Annotated in this window: 15 protein-coding genes; 8 read left to right on the forward strand and 7 right to left on the reverse strand. The window is 67.0% G+C overall.

Going from position 1 to position 19212, the window contains the following annotated elements:
• Positions 1–2: 2 nt before the first annotated feature.
• Positions 3–974, reverse strand: a complete 972-nt coding sequence (locus Q8S38_RS23240; protein ID WP_305682708.1) for an AEC family transporter — start codon at positions 972–974, stop codon at positions 3–5.
• 359 nt (positions 975–1333) lie between these two features.
• Here Q8S38_RS23240 and Q8S38_RS23245 point away from each other — a divergent pair, with 359 nt between their 5' ends.
• From Q8S38_RS23245 to hspQ, 4 genes are all read left to right on the forward strand, one after another.
• Entirely contained in the window at positions 1334–1702 is a 369-nt protein-coding gene (locus Q8S38_RS23245) for a hypothetical protein (protein WP_305682709.1), read from the forward strand.
• 142 nt (positions 1703–1844) lie between these two features.
• Entirely contained in the window at positions 1845–2525 is a 681-nt protein-coding gene (locus tag Q8S38_RS23250) for a hypothetical protein (protein WP_305682710.1), read from the forward strand.
• A 170-nt stretch (positions 2526–2695) separates the two neighbouring features.
• Entirely contained in the window at positions 2696–3745 is a 1050-nt protein-coding gene (locus Q8S38_RS23255) for an HpcH/HpaI aldolase/citrate lyase family protein (protein ID WP_305682711.1), read from the forward strand.
• A gap of 106 nt (positions 3746–3851) precedes the next feature.
• Positions 3852–4181, forward strand: a complete 330-nt coding sequence (gene hspQ / locus Q8S38_RS23260; RefSeq protein WP_069055336.1) for a heat shock protein HspQ — start codon at positions 3852–3854, stop codon at positions 4179–4181.
• 84 nt (positions 4182–4265) lie between these two features.
• On the opposite strand, the gene Q8S38_RS23265 is transcribed toward hspQ, so the two are convergent.
• Entirely contained in the window at positions 4266–5036 is a 771-nt protein-coding gene (locus tag Q8S38_RS23265) for an invasion associated locus B family protein (protein WP_305682712.1), read from the reverse strand.
• A 299-nt stretch (positions 5037–5335) separates the two neighbouring features.
• On the opposite strand from Q8S38_RS23265, the gene Q8S38_RS23270 reads away from it, so the two are divergent.
• Together Q8S38_RS23270 and Q8S38_RS23275 are read left to right on the forward strand one after the other, a co-directional pair.
• The gene (locus Q8S38_RS23270; protein ID WP_305682713.1) at positions 5336–7156 is read left to right on the forward strand and encodes an extracellular solute-binding protein; all 1821 of its coding nucleotides are present in this window, start codon (positions 5336–5338) and stop codon (positions 7154–7156) included.
• A 12-nt stretch (positions 7157–7168) separates the two neighbouring features.
• Entirely contained in the window at positions 7169–8185 is a 1017-nt protein-coding gene (locus Q8S38_RS23275) for an AMP-binding protein (protein ID WP_305682714.1), read from the forward strand.
• A 64-nt stretch (positions 8186–8249) separates the two neighbouring features.
• On the opposite strand, the gene mfd is transcribed toward Q8S38_RS23275, so the two are convergent.
• Both mfd and Q8S38_RS23285 read right to left on the reverse strand, forming a co-directional pair.
• Positions 8250–11798 carry a transcription-repair coupling factor gene (gene mfd, locus Q8S38_RS23280; protein ID WP_305682715.1) on the reverse strand — a complete coding sequence of 1183 codons (3549 nt, stop codon included), beginning with the start codon at positions 11796–11798 and terminating at the stop codon, positions 8250–8252.
• A 117-nt stretch (positions 11799–11915) separates the two neighbouring features.
• Complete coding sequence (locus Q8S38_RS23285) at positions 11916–12212, reverse strand: FAD assembly factor SdhE (protein ID WP_054210644.1); 297 nt, start codon at positions 12210–12212, stop codon at positions 11916–11918.
• 161 nt (positions 12213–12373) lie between these two features.
• On the opposite strand from Q8S38_RS23285, the gene recG reads away from it, so the two are divergent.
• Positions 12374–14476, forward strand: a complete 2103-nt coding sequence (recG, locus tag Q8S38_RS23290) for an ATP-dependent DNA helicase RecG (RefSeq protein WP_305682716.1) — start codon at positions 12374–12376, stop codon at positions 14474–14476.
• Here the strand turns inward: recG and Q8S38_RS23295 are convergent.
• On the reverse strand, positions 14454–15173 hold the full coding sequence (locus Q8S38_RS23295; RefSeq protein WP_305682717.1) for a DUF502 domain-containing protein: 720 nt from the start codon (positions 15171–15173) through the stop codon (positions 14454–14456). The two genes, recG and Q8S38_RS23295, sit on opposite strands and share 23 nt — an antisense overlap.
• A gap of 178 nt (positions 15174–15351) precedes the next feature.
• Here Q8S38_RS23295 and Q8S38_RS23300 point away from each other — a divergent pair, with 178 nt between their 5' ends.
• Positions 15352–15729 (forward strand): YbaN family protein, encoded by a 378-nt coding sequence (locus Q8S38_RS23300; RefSeq protein ID WP_305682718.1) that lies wholly within the window; start codon positions 15352–15354, stop codon positions 15727–15729.
• 28 nt (positions 15730–15757) lie between these two features.
• On the opposite strand, the gene glmS is transcribed toward Q8S38_RS23300, so the two are convergent.
• Positions 15758–17584, reverse strand: coding sequence for a glutamine--fructose-6-phosphate transaminase (isomerizing) (gene glmS, locus Q8S38_RS23305; protein ID WP_305682719.1), 1827 nt, complete (start codon positions 17582–17584; stop codon positions 15758–15760).
• Positions 17585–17698: 114 nt separating this feature from the next.
• Positions 17699–19063, reverse strand: a complete 1365-nt coding sequence (glmU, locus tag Q8S38_RS23310) for a bifunctional UDP-N-acetylglucosamine diphosphorylase/glucosamine-1-phosphate N-acetyltransferase GlmU (protein WP_305682728.1) — start codon at positions 19061–19063, stop codon at positions 17699–17701.
• Positions 19064–19212 lie beyond the last annotated feature (149 nt).

Consider the following 19212-nt stretch of genomic DNA (forward strand, 5'->3'; position numbering starts at 1 on the left):
GATCAGGGGAAGAGGTCGGCCGCCATCCTGCCCGTCTTCACCAGCCACAGGAAGCCCGTCAGCGACACCATCGAGACGACGGTGCCGATCAGGATGCAGGCCGAGGCGCGGTCGATGCCGACGCGGTACTGCGTCGAGATCATGAAGATGTTCAGCGCCGGCGGCAGCGCCGCCATGATCACGCCGGTGAAGATCCAGATGTCGGGGAAATTGCCGATCGCCGAGAGCAGCACCCAGATCAGCAGCGGGTGCAGCACGAGCTTGATCGCGACCAGCACCGGCACTTCGGCAGGCAGCGTCTTCATCGGCCGCAGCGCCACGGTGACGCCGAGCAGGAAGAGCGCGCAGGGCGCGGCCGCCTGCGCGAGCCACAGCGTCATCTTGTCGAGCACCGAGGGCAGCTCGAAATGGGTCGCGCTGGCGAGGATGCCGAGCAGCGTCGCGACGTTGAAGGGATGCGTCGCCACCTGCCAGGCGACCTGCCGGGCTGTCTCGAGCGGGCTCTTCTTCTCGACGCCGGCCAGCGCCATCAGGAACGGGATGATCGAGAACAGCAGCAGGCTGTCGAAGACGAAGATCAGCACCAGCGGCGCGCTCGCGCCCGGCCCGAGCGCCGCCAGCAGCAGAGGCGGGCCCATATAGCCGATATTGGAATAGGAGCCGGCGACGCCCTGCATCACCGCCTGCGGCAGGTCGCCCCGCGTCGCCCGCAGGCCGACCGCCAGCGACAGCATGAAGACCAGGAAGGTCGAGAGCGTCGTCGCCAGGATGAAGCGGCCATTGGCGAGCTCCGTCACCGGCTTGTCGGCGATCAGCCGGTAGAACAGCGGCGGCAGCGCGACATAGATCAGGAAGAACTGCAGCCAGACCAGCCCCGCCTCCGGCAGGCGCTTCCACCGGCCGATGACGAAGCCGAGCAGGATCAGCCCGAAGAAGGGCGCGACGAGATTGGCGATGGTGGCGAGATCGGCCATGCGGTCGACAGTCCCAGCGGAGGCGCCGACCGCGAGAGGGATCGACCTGCCCGCCGCTGTTTAGCCGGTGCCGGCCCGCACGCAAGCCGCAACGGCGCCGGGGCGGGTGGCGGGAGATGCAGGCAGGACTGGGAACCTAGGAATAAATGGACGGATTATCGTCCTAGGCATCCTGTCATATCGCGAGACCTGACATTGAAGGGCACTGAGAGGAAGCGCCTGACCTATCGGCGGGCCGGTGAAGCCGCGCTCGCGCAAGCAACAGGTCAAGCGCCTGTTGAGGAAGCGCAAGCGCTGACTCGACTCTAGGTTGAGCTGCGGAGATCATGCTCCTTGCGCTAGACGCGAAAGGGAGGCCCATGAACAAGCTCATCGTCACGTTTGAAATTGAATGGACTGACGAGACGACTTACAATTCAATTTACGAAAAACTGAACGCCGCCATAAAGAGCGGCTTGGGTGCGCCCGACTGGTGGTCAGAGACCACCTCGTTTTACATCGTCCAGACAAAAGAGAATTCATCAGGCTTTGCAGCGCGTGTCTGGAATGCTGCCGGCATGCGCAAATCGCGCGACCGCTTGGTTGTCTTAAATATGAACGGGGAAGGGGGCGCAGCAGTCGGCCTTATCAAAGATCAGACCATATTTTCGCTTTTGCCCGTTGTAAAAAACTTGAGTAAACCTGAATCGGGACGCCAAGCATATTGGAAACACAACGAAGAATTTTGAGCTTCACGACTTCATCTTGTTCTCCATGAGAAAGCCCGGCTCAACGGCCGGGATTCGTTGCTGCGGGTTTGGCGGGCTTATCGCCGGGGGGGTCTTTCCGCTTCGATACCTTATCCTCATGCAGCTTCGGCGCGTCGCCGGCATGCGCCTCAACACCTCGTCTCGCTTCTGGTCGTCCTCGGAACCGCTCATGGCCTCAACTCCTAAACCGCTTTCCATCGCAGACCGCGCGGCCTTGGAGCTAGGCCGTATGGCAATGGACTGGTCCGTCCTAGAACGTGTGGTGGGAGACTTGATAGCCCAACTAACCCCTCTGCCTGACGGTGACATCAAAAACGTGATTGTAGGCAATGCCGACATCCGCGACCGTCTGCAAATGGCTAAGGGCCTCGCGTTCATTCGGTCATTCGATGATGACTGGCTAGACGACGTTCTTTTCCTTCTCGACTTTGTCGATAACGATTTACGACCAAAACGGAACCAAGCCATCCACTCAGAATGGTTCCGAGGAAGCCGCCTCAGAAGGCGATCACTGAAGACAAAAATCACTAAACCTCAAGCATTCATGAGAGAATTAGAGACTGAAAAGACGGAAAATGTTAAACTTTCGGAATTGCGGAAGCTAAATTCAATTATTAAAGATACTACTTTCGCATTCTTCCCTTTAGTGTTTTACATGATGGGCGAGGACGAGGATCTGATAGACCCTCTGTCATCGCCAACCATATCTTATAAACAATATCTTCGTTGGGCAGGGCTTGGTAATCCAACGAAACGTGTTCGTGCAGCGCGAAAACGCCAGCCGCGATCATCTCGGGCGTGACCTCTATTTCGCGCAAATCAGTGCCGACCAGTCGCTCTTGAACCTGATTCGTCATGGCCGCTTTGCCAAGTCCATCATCGTCAATGCCAACCCGCCACTCTCGCCCAAGGGAGGATGGACGCGCCCGTCCCGCTCGGCCACATTCGCTGCACCGCAGCAGGGAGCGCCCGATGACAACCAAGACGCCGCGCCAGTTCTTCCGGCCGCTCGCGATCGGCGCGCCCGAGCCCTTTCGGGAGCTGCCGCTGCGGCTCGAGCGGATGATCCATTTCGTGCCGCCGCATCTGGAGAAGGTCCGCGCTAAGGTCGGCGACCTCGCAGGCCAGGTCGACATCGTGCTCGGCAATCTCGAGGATGCGATCCCCGTCGAGGCCAAGCAGGCGGCGCGGGACGGCTTCATCGCAATGGGCCAGGCGGTCGACTTTGGCAAGACCGGGCTGTGGACGCGGGTCAACGCGCTGAACTCGCCCTGGTTTCTCGACGACATCACCGCGATCATGGCGGCGATCGGCGGCAAGCTCGACGTCGTCATGGTGCCCAAGGTCGAGGGCCCCTGGGACATCCATTATGTCGACCAGCTGCTCGCCCAGTTCGAGGCGAAGCATTGTCTGCCCAAGCCGATCCTGATCCACGCCATCCTGGAGACGGCCGAGGGCGTCAAGAACGTCGACACCATCGCCACCGCCTCGCCGCGCATGCACGGCATGAGCCTCGGCCCGGCCGATCTCGCCGCCTCCAGGGCGATGAAGACGACCCGCGTCGGCGGCGGCCATCCCGAGTACAAGGTCATCGCCGATCCCACGGCCGATGGCGGCCCGCGCGCCGTCGCCCAGCAGGATCTCTGGCACTACACGCTGGCGAAGATGGTCGATGCCTGCGCCGCGGCCGGCATCAAGCCTTTCTACGGCCCCTTCGGCGATTTCGCCGACGAGGCGGCCTGCGAGGCACAGTTCCGCAACGCCTTCCTGCTCGGCTGCGCCGGCGCCTGGACGCTGCACCCCTCGCAGATCGCCATCGCCAAGCGCGTCTTCAGCCCCGACCACGCCGAGGTCGCCTTCGCCAACCGCATCCTCGAGGCCATGCCCGACGGCTCGGGCGCGGTGATGATCGACGGCAAGATGCAGGACGACGCCACCTGGAAACAGGCCAAGGTCATCGTCGATCTCGCCCGGCAGGTCGCCGCACGCGATCCGCAGCTCGCCGCGCATTACGGGATGTGATGGAGCGCAGCGCGGAAACCGGTTGATTTTGACCTATTTGCGACGCAATTCTCACGCAAGCGCAGGGGTCCACCCTCGCTCTTCCGTATCGATGGATCGCTCACCCATGGAAGCACGTTCCGCCAAGTTCCGGATCGGCCAGGTCGTCAAGCACCGGGTCTACCCGTTCCGGGGCGTGATCTTCGACGTCGACCCGGTCTTCTCCAACACCGAGGAGTGGTGGCTGGCGATCCCCGAGCATCTGCGCCCGTCCAAGGACCAGCCCTTCTACCATCTCTTCGCCGAGAACGACGAGACGGAATACGTCGCCTATGTCTCGGAGCAGAACCTCGTCATCGACGAGACCGGCCGCCCCGTGCGCCATCCGCAGGCGAAGGAATTCTTCCGCCGCGACCGAAAGGGCCGCTACCAGATCGACCGCGCCGGGCTGAACTGACGCGCACGTCGCGGTTGACCCTCACCGGAAACGAAACAGGCCGCCCTCTCGGGCGGCCTGTTTGCTTTTGGGCGTAAAGCCCGCTCAGGGCTTGGGCGGGGTCGCCGGAGCAGCCCCCGGAGCCGGCGCAGCGCCCGGCGCCGCATTGGCGCCGCCGCCGCCGAGCCGCTGGCGCAGCTCTTCCTGGCGCTTGGCGAGTTCGTCCTGAAGCTGCTGCTGCTGCTGCTCGAGCACCTTGGGGTCGATCGCGGCGCCATCGAAGCCCTTGGCGAAATCGGTCAGCGGGATGGCGAAGGAGACCTCGCGCGCGCCCTGGTTCTGGACGCTGACGCTCAGCGTGTTGCCCTTCTTCATCGCGTTGATGAAGTCGTCCTTGACCTGCGCCTCAGCGAAGCAGCCGTTCGGGAAGCAAATGGCGAAGCGGCCCGGCGTCGGCTGGGCGGTGTCCACGCCGAAGCGGATGCCCGGCTGCAGCAGCAGGCCCAGCGGCATCAGGAAGCGCACGATCTTGTTGGCGTCGCCCTTGACGTCATAGATCGCCACGGCCAGCACCGGCTGGCCCTGATCCGAGACGAAGTCGCGGGTCGTGTAGCAGATCTCCTTGTTGGCGGCTTCGTCCTTGCCGCAGACCTTCGTCCAGGTCGTCTGGGACGGCTCGGGCTTGACCTGAACCACGGTCGGGCCGGCACCCTGAGCGGCCGGAGGCTGGGCCGGCTGCGCGGGAGCAGGCTGGCCGGATCGCGGAGCCGGGCGCGGCTGCGCCTGCTGGGCGAAGGACGCCATCGGCGCAAGGCCGATCGCCGTGCTGAGGGCGATGCTCAGGGCGCGCGTGGGCAGGCGGAACGAAGCGGACATGGAGCTTTCCTTAATCAGCGAATTCGGGATCACGACTTCGCAAGCCGCGCGCGTCATCACCGACAGCCCCATCGCACATCCGCGCCGGCCATCGCAAGCCGAGCACATCAGGGGCGATTGAGGCGCGAGCATGACGCCATGGCTCGGCTTTAACGAGTTCCGCTACGGGATTCCAGCCCGAATAGCTGCATCGCAGCGGCCCCGCCGTGTTATTCTTAGGCCGGGAATCAGGTTGGACGATGCATTTGCTTCAAGCGGTCAGACCGGCGTCGCGCGCTGCGGCCAGGACGATCTTCGCCATGCTGGCGCTCATTCTCGCGATGGGCGTGGCCGCGCATGCCGAATCGGCCGCGCCAGCAGCGCCCGCCGCAGCAGCGGCCGTCGACCACGCGATTGCCATGCATGGCGAGCCGGCCCTGCCGCGCGGCTTTGCGCATCTGCCCTATGCCGACCCGGACGCGCCGAAGGGCGGGCGCATCGTCTTCGGGCAGCAGGGCACCTTCGACAGCCTCAACCCGCTGGTGGTGCTGGGCGTCGCGCCCGACGCCGTGCCGCGCTACGTCCAGCAGAGCCTGCTGTTGCGCTCGGCCGACGAGCCCTTCACCGCCTATGGGCTCCTGGCTTCGCGCGTCGAGCTCAACGAGGCGCGCACCAAGCTCGCCTTCGAAATCGACGAGCGCGCGACCTTCTCGGACGGAACCCCGGTGACCGCGCAGGACGTCCTGTTCACCTTCGAGATGCTCAAGACCAAGGGCAAGCCGTTCCACCGCGCCAGCCTCGGCCGCGTGACGAAGGCGCAGGCCCCCTCGCTGCGGCGTGTCGAGTTCGAACTGGGCGACGGCACGAACCGCGAATTGCCGCTGGTGATCGGGGCGATGCCGATCTTCGCCAAGCATGCCACCAATGCCGAGACCTTCGGCGAGACCAGCTTCAAGGCAGCGTTGGGCTCGGGCCCCTATGTCGTCTCCGATATCGTGCCGGGCGCCACCATCACGCTGAAGCGCCGGAACGATTTCTGGGCCGAAGATCACCCGCTGACGCGCGGGCTCTTCAACGCCGCCGAGATCCGTTATGATTTCTATCGCGATTCCAACGCTTTGTTCGAGGCTTTCAAGGCGGGGCTGTATGATGTCCGCATCGAGCCCGACCCGACGCGCTGGATGACCGGCTATGACGTGCCGGCGGTCCGGGACGGGCGCATCATCCGCCAGACCTTGCATTTCGACTCGCCCAAGGGCATGACCGGGCTCGTCTTCAACACCCGCCGGCCGTTCTTCGCCGATGTCCGCGTGCGCGAGGCGCTCGGCATCCTGTTCGATTTCGAATGGGTCAACCGCAACCTGTTCCACGGCGTCTATCGCCGCGCCGGCAGCTTCTTCTCGGACTCGGAATTGTCGGCACTCGGCGTCCCCGCCGACGCCCGCGAGACCGCGCTGCTCGCGGCCTTTCCCGGCGCGGTGCGGCCCGACATCCTGGCGGGAACCTGGACGCCCTCGGCGACCGACGGCTCGGGCCGCGACCGCGATCAGGCGCGCCGCGCGCTCGACCTGCTCAACAAGGCCGGCTTCGGCATGGTCGACGGTGTGCTGCGCAGCATGAAGGGTGGCGATGCGCTGGCCTTCGAGATCACCGTCACCAACCGGCCGCAGGAGCGGCTGGCGCTGAACTACGCCCAGTCGCTCGGGCGCCTCGGCATTGCCGTCACGGTCCGGCTGATCGACGACGTGCAGTACTGGCGCCGGCTCTCGGCCTTCGATTTCGACATGATCCAGTGGACCTGGCCGGCTTCGGCCTCGCCGGGCAACGAGCAGATCGGCCGCTGGGGCTCCGCCAACGCCACCCGCAAGGGCGCGCTGAACTATGCCGGCGTCGCCTCGCCCGCCATCGATGCGACGCTGCAGGCCCTGCTTGCGGCCCGCGAGCGCGCGGATTTCGTCGCCGCTGCGCGCACGCTCGACCGGCTGCTGCTCTCGGGCTTCTACGTCGTGCCGCTCTATTACCTGCCCGACACCTGGCTGGCGCATGGTCGCGACATCGTCCTGCCCGCGCGCCGGCCGGCCTATTTCATGTCCTCCGAAGTTCTGGCGCGCCGTCCGGCCGCGTCGACACCGGCGAACTGAGGGACCTCGTCGATGCGGGCCGAACAGGACGAAGCCGCTTCCCTGCTCGACGGACTGCATTTCGACACCCTGCTCCAGGCGCTGGCATCGGGGCGAGGCTATGAGCCGGCTCTGCGCGATCCGCCGGGGCGCCAGGGCTGGAGCGACGTCACGCCGGGCTCGCTCAGCTTCGGCCAGATGGACGAGAAGATCGACCGCCTCGCCAGGCTGCTCGCCTTCAACCGGGCGCAACCCGGGGCGCGCGTCGCGATCCTGGCGCCGCTCGGGCCCGAGGCGATCGTGGCCACCTTCGCCTGCCTGCGCGCCGGCCTGTCGCCGATGCTGCTGCCACTGCACGGCAACGAACTGGAGTTGCTGCGGCTGATCGAGGCCGCCGACGCGGTGATGGCGATCGGCGTGTCGCGGGTCGGGACGATGCGACCGCTGCTGATGCTGCGCGAGCTGGCGGTCAGGGCCTTCGGCACGCGCTTCGTCGGCGGCTTCGGCGCGCAGGTCCCCGAGGGCATCGCCCCGCTCGACAAGCTTCTGGACAGCGCGACCTTGCACCCGCTGCCCGAAGTCGCGGAGCGCCCGGCCCTGCAGGTCGTCGACGCGGTGACGCTGGCCGGCCCCCTGCCCGTCACCGAGCGAGAGGTGCTCGGCAAGGCGCTCGAGATTTCGAGGCTGCTGAAGCCGATGGACTCGTCGCGGATCGTGACGACCCTCGTCGGCGGCGATCTCGCGGCGCTGGCCAGCGGCCCGGCGATGGCGATGCTCACCGGCGTCGAGCTGCTGACGCTCGGTCTGTTCAGCCTGGGCGATCTGCAGGCCTGCATCGAGGGCGGGCGCAATGTCCACCTGATCCTGCCCGGCACGATGGAGCCGGCGCTGGCCCATTCACGGCTGGCGAGCCACCCGGCCCTGGCGAGCCTCGTCTTCGTCCACCGCCCGGCCGGCAGCCGCACCCTGCCCGCGGTCGACCGCAGTGACGTCGCCATCGTCGATATCGACGTCACCAGCGCCGCCGAGATCGCGATCAGCCGGCGGTAATCCCCTCGGCCCTCATCCTTCGAGACGCCGCTTCGCGGCTCCTCAGGACCAGGGCTGAAGGCGATCAGCCTGCCTTCTTGCGCTCTGCGATCCGCGCCAGATCGGTGAGCAGGCGCCGCGTGCCCTTCAGCCGCGCTTCGGCCGTGTCGAAATCGTCGATGAAGACGACGCGCATGTCCGGCCGCACCTTCGCCAGCGTGCCGATCTTCGCGACATAGGAGACGAGCCCTTCCGGGTTGGCGAACTCGTTGTCGCGGAAAGCGACGATGATGCCCTTCGGGCCGGCCTCGACCTTCTCGACATTGGCGCGCTTACACAGCGCCTTGATCGCGACGATCTCGAGCAGCTGCTGGACCTCTTCCGGCAGCGGCCCGAAACGGTCGACGAGTTCCGCGCCGAAGGACTGCAGGTCGCCGTCGTCGTCCAGCGTCGAGAGGCGCTTGTAGAGGGTCAGCCGCAGCGTCAGGTCGGTGACATAGTGCTCGGGGATCATCACCGGCGCACCGATCTGGATCGATGGCGACCACTGCGCCTCGGTCTCGAAATCGACGCCCGATTTCAACGCCGCGACCGCCTCCTCCAGCATCTGCTGGTAGAGCTCGTAGCCGACCTCCTTGATATGGCCCGACTGCTCGTCGCCCAGCAGGTTGCCGGCGCCGCGGATGTCGAGGTCGTGGCTGGCGAGCTGGAAGCCGGCGCCCAGCGTGTCGAGCGACTGCAGCACCTTCAGCCGGCGCTCGGCCTGGTCGGTCATCTTGCGCTTGGCCGAGACGGTGAACAGCGCATAGGCGCGCACCTTCGAGCGGCCGACGCGGCCGCGCAGCTGGTAGAGCTGCGCCAGGCCGAACATGTCGGCACGGTGGACGATCAGCGTGTTGGCGTTGGGAATGTCGAGGCCGGATTCGACGATCGTCGTGGACAGCAGCACGTCATACTGGCCCTCGTAGAAGGCCGTCATCACGTCCTCGAGCTGGCCCGCCGCCATCTGGCCGTGCGCGATGCCGACCTTGGCCTCCGGCACCTGTTTGTCGAGGAAATCCTTGACCTCGGCGATATCCTCGATGCGCGGCACGACATAGAAGGAGCGCCCGCCGCGATAGCGTTCGCGCAGCAAGGCCTCGCGCACGATCAGCGGGTCAAACGGCGTCACGAAGGTGCGCACCGCGAGACGATCGACCGGCGGCGTCGCGATGATCGAGAGCTCGCGGACGCCTGTCATGGCGAGCTGCAGCGTGCGCGGGATCGGCGTCGCGGTCAGCGTCAGCATATGGACCTCGGCGCGGAACTCCTTCAGCCGCTCCTTGTGGTTGACGCCGAAATGCTGCTCCTCGTCGACGATGACGAGGCCGAGATCCTTGAACTCGACGCCCTTGGCGAGCAGCGCATGGGTGCCGACGACGATATCCATCGTGCCGTCCTTGACGCCCGCCTTGACCGCCTTGAGGTCCTGCGCGCCGACGAAGCGCGAAGCCTGGCCGACATTCACCGGCAGGCCTTTGAAGCGCTCGGCGAAGTTGCGGTAGTGCTGCCGCGCCAAGAGCGTGGTCGGAACCACAACGGCGACCTGCTTGCCGTTCAGCGCGCAGGCGAAGGCGGCGCGCAGCGCGACTTCGGTCTTGCCGAAACCGACATCGCCGCAGACCAGCCGGTCCATCGGGCGGCCGGCGGCCATGTCGTCGAGGACGGAATCGATCGTCGCCTGCTGGTCCTCCGTCTCCTCGAACGGGAAGCGCGCGCAGAACTCGTCGTACAGGCCTTCCTGCGGGATCAGGCGCGGCGCCTCCTTGAGCGCACGCGCAGCGGCGATGGCGATGAGCTTGCCCGCCATCTCGCGAATGCGTTGCTTCAGCTTGGCCTTGCGGGCCTGCCAGCCGCCGCCCCCGAGCCGGTCGAGCGCGACCTCGGTGTCCTCCGAGCCATAGCGCGACAAGAGCTCGATGTTCTCGACCGGCAGGAACAGCTTCGAATCCGCCGCGTAATGAATTTCGAGGCAGTCATGCGGCGCGCCGACCGCCGTGATCGAGCGCAGCCCGATGAAGCGGCCGATGCCGTGATCGACATGGACGACGAGATCGCCCGGCGAGAGCGAGGACAGCTCGGCGATGAAATCCTGCGGCCGACGCGTCTTCTTGCGCGGGCGCACCAGCCGGTCGCCGAGGATGTCCTGTTCGCCGATGACCGCGAGCTTGCCGGCCTCGAAGCCGGTCTCGAAGCCCCAGACGGCGAGCGCCGTCGTGCCGGGCTTCAGGTCGAAGGCGGCGCGTAAGCTGCCGGTCATCTGCACGGTCTTGAGGCCGTGATCGGCCAGCACATGGGCGAGGCGCTCGCGCGAGCCCTCCGACCAGGCCGACAGGATGACCCGCCGTCCATCGGCCTGCAGCGCCTTCACATGCGCGACGGCCGCGTCAAAAACGCTGCCGGCATTGTCGGCGCGCTCGGCGGCGAAGCTGCGACCCTGGCGGGCGCCGAGATCGACGATCAGCTTGCCGTCGCTGTCGGGCAGTTGGAACGGCGTCAGCGTGGCGACGCCGGACTGGTCGATGATTCCGCGCCAATCCGCCGGCGCCAGATAGAGCTGATCGGGCTTCAGCGGCTTGTAGGGCACGCCGCCGGCACTCGGCTGGTCCATCGCCGCCCTGCGGGCGTCGTAATAGTCCTTGATCAGGCTGATCCGCTCGCCGACCGCATCCTCGGCCTGGTGGTCGAGGACCAGAGGCACGTCGGGCAGATAGGCGAAGAGCGTGTCGAGCCGCTCGGCCAGCAGCGGCAGCCAGTGCTCGAGACCGGCCGGGCGGCGGCCCTCGCTGACCGCCTCGTAGAGCGTGTCGTCGCGGCCCGGCGTGCCGAAGGTGGTGATGTAGCTCTGGCGGAAGCGCTTGATGCTCTCGCTGGTCATCTGCGCTTCGGACATCGGCACGAGGTCGAGCCCGCGCATCTGCCCGGTCGTGCGCTGCGTCTCCGGATCGAAGGCGCGGATCGATTCCAGCGTGTCGCCGAAGAAGTCGAGCCGGATCGGCGCCGGCATCCCCGGCGGATAGAGATCGACGATGCCGCCGCGCACCGCGAATTCGCCGGTCTCGCGCACGGTCGAGGTCCGCAGATAGCCGTTCATGTCGAGCCAGCGCGCCAGCTGCTCGGTATCGACCATGTTGCCCGGCGCGGCCGAGAAGCTCTCGGAGGCCACCTTGGAGAAGGCGGGAACGCGCTGCAGCGCGGCGTTGACGGTGGTCAGCAGGAGGCGCGGCTTGTCGCCGGATTTCGTCTTGGCGAGCCGCGACAGCGTCGTCATCCGGTGCGCGACGATCGAGGGCGCCGGCGAGACGCGGTCATAGGGCTGGCAGTCCCAGGCCGGGAACGACATTACCTCGAGATCGGGGGCGATGAACTGCAGCGCGTTTTCGAGCACCTGCAGCCGCTGGCCGTCGCGGGCGACGAAGACCAGCATCGCCGCGCCTTCCGCCTTCTTGGCCCGGGCCCGCGTCAGATCGGCGAGCACGACGGCGTCGAACCCGTCCGGCACACTGGCGAGCGTCGGCTTGTCGCCACGGTTGAGCGCATCGAGAATGCGGTCGCTCTGCAGCTTGGCAATCTGGGCGGGAGGCGGAATGCTCATGGGGAATGCGTCATTCTCGGGCTTGACCCGAGAATCTCGGGACGAGAGGTCACTGGATGCAGAGATGATCGGGTCAAGCCCGACCATGACGCGCGCGCCGGCTTGCGTGCCGTAACGTCACACGTGGATCGGCCGCTCGTGATGATGGAACGCCTTCAGCCGGCGGAAGACCTCGGTGTCGTAATTCTCCGGCACGTCAGCCTCGCCGGTGATCCAGCTCAGCAGGTCGCGGTCGAGCACCTCGATCAGCCCCTCGAAGGCATCGAGCTCGGATTCGCTCAGCGTGCCGATATGGGCATCGGCGAAGCCGCCCATGATCAAATCGTTCTCGCGCATGCCGCGATGCCAGGCGCGGAACAGGATCTTGCGGCGGCGGGGATCGAGGTCGGCGCTGGTGCGGGTCGAGCCACTCATGGGAGCCTCGGTTGGATGGAAAACCACGGGATGGTGCAATGGCGATCGGGCCGGCCCCGTCGCGGAGCCTGCCGATGCAGGCTATATAGCCCTCACATTCCGCGAAGTCAGCGGCCCGTCGGCGGCAAATCTTCGCACTCCTGACAAAGCCGAGTTGCCGCTTGCGCCCGTCCCTGCTCGATCCGCTCTTCGCCCCCGTGACGACGCTGCCCGGCGTCGGCCCCAAGACGGCCAAGGCGCTCGACAAGCTTCTCGGCGACGAGACGCGCGGCGCCCGCGTCGTTGATCTTCTGTTCCGCCTGCCGACGGGGGCGATCGACCGGCGACCCAGCGCCTCGATCGTCGATGCGCCCATCGGTGGGATCGCGACCTTCGCCGCGCGCGTCACCGAACACCGTCCGCCGCCGGAGACCAAGGCCAAGGCGCCCTATCGCATCCTCGTCGAGGACGAGACGGGCGACGTCACGCTCGTCTTCTTCCATGCCGATGTCCGCCATCTGCTGCAGACAATGCCGATCGGCGCCTATCGCATCATCTCCGGCAAGCTCGAGCTCTGGGACGGCATGCGCCAGATGGTGCATCCCGACCGGCTGCTCGACCCCAAGCTCGCCGCGACCCTGCCGTCGATCGAGCCGGTCTATGGGCTGACCGAGGGCGTCGGCCCGCGCGTCATGGCGAGGATCGTTGCGGCCGCGGCCGAGAAATGCCCCGATCTCGCCGAGTGGCAGGACCCGGCCTTTCTGGCGAAGAGCGGCTTTGCGCCCTTCGCGCAGGCGATGCAGGCCCTGCATCATCCCGAAGATCTCAAGGCGATCGAGGGCGACACGGTGGTCCGCCGCCGCGTCGCCTATGACGAGTTGCTGGCGAGTCAGGTCGCGCTCGCGCTGGTGCGCCGCCAGCAGAAGAAGAGCGCCGGCCGCGCCACCGCCGGCGATGGCCGGCTGCGCCATGCCATCGAAAGCGCCCTGCCCTTCACGCTGACCGACGGCCAGCGCCAGGCGCTCGTCGACATCCATGACGACATGGAAAAGCCGGAGCGCATGCTGCGGCTGCTGCAGGGCGATGTCGGCTCCGGCAAGACGGTGGTCGCGCTGATGGCGATGGCGGCCGCCGCCGAGGCGGGGCGGCAATCCGTGCTGATGGCGCCGACCGAGATCCTGGCGCGCCAGCATGCCGAACGCCTTGCCCCGCTCGCCCAGAAGGCCGGTCTCAAGCTCGCGCTCCTAACCGGGCGCGAGAAGGGGCCAGGCCGGGCGCGCGTGCTCGAAGGGTTGGCCAGCGGCGAAATCGCGATCGCGGTCGGGACGCATGCGCTGTTCCAGGAAGGCGTCGCCTTCCACGACCTCGCGCTCGCCATCGTCGACGAGCAGCATCGTTTCGGCGTGCATCAGCGCCTGCTGCTCGGCGCCAAGGGCGAGGCCGTCGACATCCTCGTGATGACCGCGACGCCGATCCCGCGCACGCTCTCGCTGACCTGGTTCGGCGACATGGACATCTCGATTCTGGCCGAGAAGCCCGCCGGCCGTCAGCCGATCGTGACCAAGGCGATTTCCTCCGAGCGACATGACGAGGTCGTCGGCGCCGTCGGCCGCGCGATCGACAAGGGCGCGCAGGTCTACTGGGTTTGCCCGCTGGTGCAGGAATCCGACACGCTCGACGTCGCCGCCGCGCAGGAGCGCTACGACGCCCTGCGCGAGGTCTTCGGCGACAAGGTCGGTCTGCTCCATGGCCAGATGCCCGGCCGCGACAAGGATGCCGCCATGGCCGCCTTCGTCGCTGGCGAAACCCGCATCCTGGTCTCGACCACGGTGATCGAGGTCGGCGTCGACGTGCCCAATGCCAGCGTCATGGTGATCGAGCATGCCGAGCGCTTCGGGCTGGCCCAGCTCCACCAGCTGCGCGGCCGCATCGGCCGTGGCTCGGCGGCCTCGACCTGCCTTTTGCTCTACAAGGGCCCGCTCGGCCCCGTCGCTGAGGCAAGGTTGACGATCATGCGCGAGACGGAAGACGGTTTCCGCATCGCCGAGGAGGATCTGCGCCTGCGCGGCGAGGGCGAGGTGCTCGGCACCAAGCAGTCGGGCTCGCCCGATTGGCGCATCGCCCGCCCCGAAACGGATGGCGACCTGCTGGCGGCGGCGCGCGACGATGCCCGCCTGCTGATCGAGCGCGACCCGCATCTCGACAGCGAGCGCGGGCAGGCCGTGCGCACGCTGCTCTATCTGTTCGAGCGCGACGTCGCGATCAGGCTGCTGCGGGCGGGGTAGACGCCATGGCGATGGTTTTCGCCCCCACCGCCCCGGGCTGGATCAGTCCCGCCGACATGACGAGCTTGGCCCCCTCCTCGACCGAGATTGCCACCTCGACCAGTTCGCGGCGCTGGACGTAGAAGAAGAAGCCCGTCGTCGGGTTCGGCGCGCAGGGCAGGAAGACCCCGACCATGTCGTCGCCATCGGGCAGCCGGCCGGCGATTTCGGGCGCGGCCTCCTGGGCGATGAAGACGATCGACCACATGCCGGGCTGCGGGAACTGCACCATGCCGACCTTCCGGAACGAGGTGCCGCCCTGCGAGAAGATCGTCTCGAAGACCTGCTTCACCGCCTTGTAGAGCCCGCGCACCACGGGCATGCGGTTGAGGATGGCCTCGCCCGCATCGATCAGCGTGCGGCCGACGAGATTGGCGGTGAGGAAGCCGAGCAGCGTCAACCCGATCAGGCCGATGATCAGGCCGAAGCCCGGGACCGGATAGGGCAGAAAGGCGTCGGGCCAATAGGCGCTCGGGATCAGCGGCTTGACCAGCCCGTCGACGAAGTTGACGAACCACCACGTCACCGAGGCCGTGATCGCAAGCGGGGCGGCGATCACCAGCCCGGTCAGGAAGTAGCGCCGCAGCCGCGTTCCGAAGGTCGGACTCAGCAGATCCGTCTGGACCGCGTGGCGGGGATCGGGCGGGAGCGGTGTCATTCACGGGGTCCGATCGGGTGGGCGCGCATCAAGACTGAGCGCGCGATGCGACAGACGTGCCAACCACCGCGCGCAATTTCAAGGCGCGAGCGAGCAGCGTCACCTTGCAGCATCTGTCGATAGGGTGCTTTCGTCCGTCGAGCGTATCACCGGCAGAAGCGATGGAGAGTTTTCGAGCATGATGCGCGGCGTCCGGCATCTTCGCCGCCCTCTCCTGCTCGTCGCTGGCTGGATCCTGACCGCGCTCGGCGTCGTCGGCATGGTGCTGCCGCTGATGCCGGGAACGATTTTCCTGATCCTGGCGGCGTGGTGCTTCTCCCGCTCCTCGCCACGCTTCGAGGCGTGGCTGCTGGGCCATCCCCGCCTCGGGCCGCAGATCCGGCGCTGGCGTCACGCGGGGACGATCGACCGCAGGGTGAAGCTCGTCGCCTGCGGCTCCATGCTGCTGAGCTTCGCGATCCTGACCCGCACCGACGCGCCCCCGATCGCCCTCTGGGTGACGGGCGCCTGCCTGCTTGCGGCAGGCGCCTATGTCGCCAGCAGGCCGGAGTCCTGACGTCTTCCCGCGGTCCGCGCGGACGCGCTCACTCGACCGTGACGGATTTCGCCAGGTTGCGCGGCTGATCGACATCCTTGCCCATGAAAACCGCCGTCTGATAGGCGATCATCTGGATCGGCAAAGCGTAGACGATCGCGGCGAAGGTCGGATCCATGTCGGGCATGATGATCGTCGTCTCGGGCTCGATGCCGCATTCGGCGGCGCCCTTGGCGTCGGTGATCAGGATGATCCGCCCGCCACGCGCTGCGACCTCCTGCATGTTGGAGGCGGTCTTCTCGAACAGCGCGTCATGCGGCGCGACCACGATCACCGGCATATCCTCGTCGATGAGCGCGATCGGACCATGCTTGAGTTCGCCCGCCGGATAGCCTTCGGCATGGATGTAGCTGATTTCCTTCAGCTTCAACGCGCCTTCCAGCGCCAGCGGGTAGCTCGTGCCACGGCCGAGATAGAGCACGTCGCGGGCCTTGGAGAGCTCGCGGGCCAGCGTCTCGATCTGGGGCTCGAGTTCCAGCGCCTTGGCGATGAGGCCCGGCAGCGCGATCAGGCTCTGGACGTGGCGCGCCTCGTCTTCCGCCGAAAGCGTGCCGCGTCCGCGGGCGGCCGCGAGCGCGAGGCAGGCCAGCGCGGTCAATTGGCAGGTGAAGGCCTTGGTCGAGGCGACCCCGATTTCCGGCCCAGCCAGCGTCGGCGCCACCGCGTCGCTCTCGCGCGCGATCGTCGATGTCGGCACGTTGACGACGGAGAGGATTTTCTGCCGCTCCTGCTTGGCATAGCGCAGGCAGGCCAGCGTATCGGCGGTCTCGCCGGACTGCGACACGAACAGCGCCAGACCGTTCTCCGGCATCGGCGCCTCGCGATAGCGGAATTCGGAGGCGACATCGATCTCGACCGGCAGGCGGGCGAGCTTCTCGAACCAGTACTTGGCAGTCAGCCCGGCGTAAAACGCCGTTCCGCAGGCCGAAACCGAGAGACGCGACAAGGCCTTCCAGTCGATCGTGCCCTTGAAGGGCAGGCGAACCCGGCCAGCCGCCATGTCGAGATACTGCGTCAGCGTGTGGCCGACGACCTCCGGCTGCTCATAGATCTCTTTCGCCATGAAATGGCGGTGGTTGCCCTTCTCGACCAGGAAGGCCCCGGCCGCGACGCGCTGGGCGCGGCGCTCCACCGGCTGGTTGGCCTTGTCGTAGAAGGTCGCGCCCTTGCGGTTCAGGACGACCCAGTCGCCCTCCTCGAGATAGGCGATCAGATTGGTGAAGGGGGCCAGCGCCAGCGCATCCGAGCCGAGATACATCTCGCCATCGCCGACGCCCACAGCCAGCGGCGAGCCCCTGCGCGCGCCGATCAGCAGATCCTCTTCGCCTTCGAACAGGAAGGCGAGCGCAAACGCGCCGCGCAGCAGCGGCAGCGAGGCCGCCACCGCCTCGACCGGCTTGAGGCCGCGGTCGAGCGCGCGGGTGACGAGATGGGCGACGATCTCGGTGTCGGTCTCGGTCTCGAAGACGTAGCCATCCGCCTGGAGTTCGCCCCGCAGATCGCGGAAATTCTCGATGATGCCGTTATGGACCACGGCGAGCTTGGCCGTCGCATGCGGGTGGGCGTTGGTCTCGTTGGGCTTGCCATGCGTGGCCCAGCGGGTGTGCCCGATGCCGATCAGCCCTTCGAGGGGCTCGCTCGACAGGCGGACCTCCAGATTCTTGAGCTTGCCTTCGGCGCGGCGGCGGGTCAGCAGGCCATGCTCCAGCGTGGCGACGCCCGCTGAATCATAACCGCGATATTCGAGCCGGCGCAGCGCCTCGACCACCTGGGTCGCAACCGCTTCCTTGCCCAGAATCCCGACGATGCCGCACATGCCAAAACCTCTTCAATCGTTGCCGTTGGCCAACCGCATAGCGGCCCGGCGCGCGCACGCAAAATCACTCTAAATGTCGAACTATGAATGCGGGCTTGCGTGGAAGGCCACTTCTCAGGGCTTTTGGGCCGCCGCCTTGCGCGCCAATGCAGCCTCGCGGAAGCCCTTCGCCCAGCCCTCCTTCGCGATCTGCCGGCCGCGGCCGAGCGCCAGCGCATCGGCGGCGACATCCTCGGTCACCACGGATCCGGACCCGACGATCGCGCCGGCGCCGATCGTCACGGGCGCGACCAGCGAAGAATTGGAGCCGACAAAGGCGCCGGCGCCGATGGTCGTGCGATACTTGAAGAAACCGTCGTAATTGCAGGTGATCGTTCCCGCTCCGATATTCGCATCGGCGCCGACGGTGGCGTCTCCGATATAGGTCAGGTGGCTGACCTTGGCGCCGGCGCCGATCTCGGCCGACTTGATCTCGACGAAGTTGCCGACCTTGGCCTTTTCGGCGAGCCTCGCGCCGGGGCGCAGGCGACCATAGGGCCCGACCGTCGCCGCAGGTCCCACCTCGGCCCCCTCCAGATGCGAGAAGGCATGGATCACGGCCCCGTCGGCCACGCTGACGCCCGGGCCGAACACGACATGCGGCTCGATCAGCACGTCACGGCCGATCTGCGTGTCGTGACTGAAGAAAACCGTCTCGGGGGCCGTCAGCGTCGCTCCGCCGGCCATGACCGACAGACGCTTGCGGCGCTGGAACTCGGCCTCGGCCGAGGCGAGCTGGATGCGGTCGTTGACGCCCTGGACCTCGCTTTCGGGGGCCTCGAGCGCACGCATCGCCAGCCCGCGCGACCGCGCCACAGCGACGGCGTCCGTCAGGTAGAACTCCGCCTGGGCGTTGGCGTTGCCGATCGCCTCCAGCAGGGACAGCGCCTGGCGCCCGTCGAGCGCCATCAGCCCGGCATTGCACAGCGTGATCGCGCGCTGCTCCGGCGTTGCATCCTTGTGCTCGACGATCGCGTCGAGCGATGATTCGCGCAGCACGAACCGCCCATAGCCGGTCGGATCACGCGCCTCGAAGCCCAGCGCGGCCACGGCTGCGCCCTCGGCCAGCGCCGCACGCAGCATGCCGAAGGTTTCGGACCGGACCAGCGGGGTATCGGCGAAAGCGATGATGACGTCGTCATAGCCGCGGGCGAGCGCCTCGCGGGCCGCCAGCGCCGCATGGGCGGTGCCGCGCCGCTCGTTCTGCAGCGCGATCTGCACGCCTGGCAGAAGGCTCTGCGCGGCCTGCGCGACCTCGGGCCGATCAGGCCCGACGACCACGACGACGCTGTCCGCCCCCGCTTCGGCCAGGGCAGCCAGCGCGTGGCCGAGCAGCGGGCGGCCGCCGACCTCGTGCAGCACCTTGGGACGCTGCGATTTCATCCGCGTCCCCTCGCCGGCCGCGAGGAGAATGGCCAGGCAAGACCGGACGGACTGCATTTCGGTCATGATTGTCGGTTCCTTTGCCGGGCTTAGAAGCTTGCCGCGCTTGCTTGATCGCATGGCTGCGGTCGACCTGACGCATGGTGGCGTTGCGGAGGCTGTGGATAGCCGATCTCTTCGGCATTTGCCAAAGTCGGACCTTCATG

The sequence above is a fragment of the Allobosea sp. genome (assembly GCF_030695125.1).
Lineage (GTDB): Bacteria > Pseudomonadota > Alphaproteobacteria > Rhizobiales > Beijerinckiaceae > Allobosea.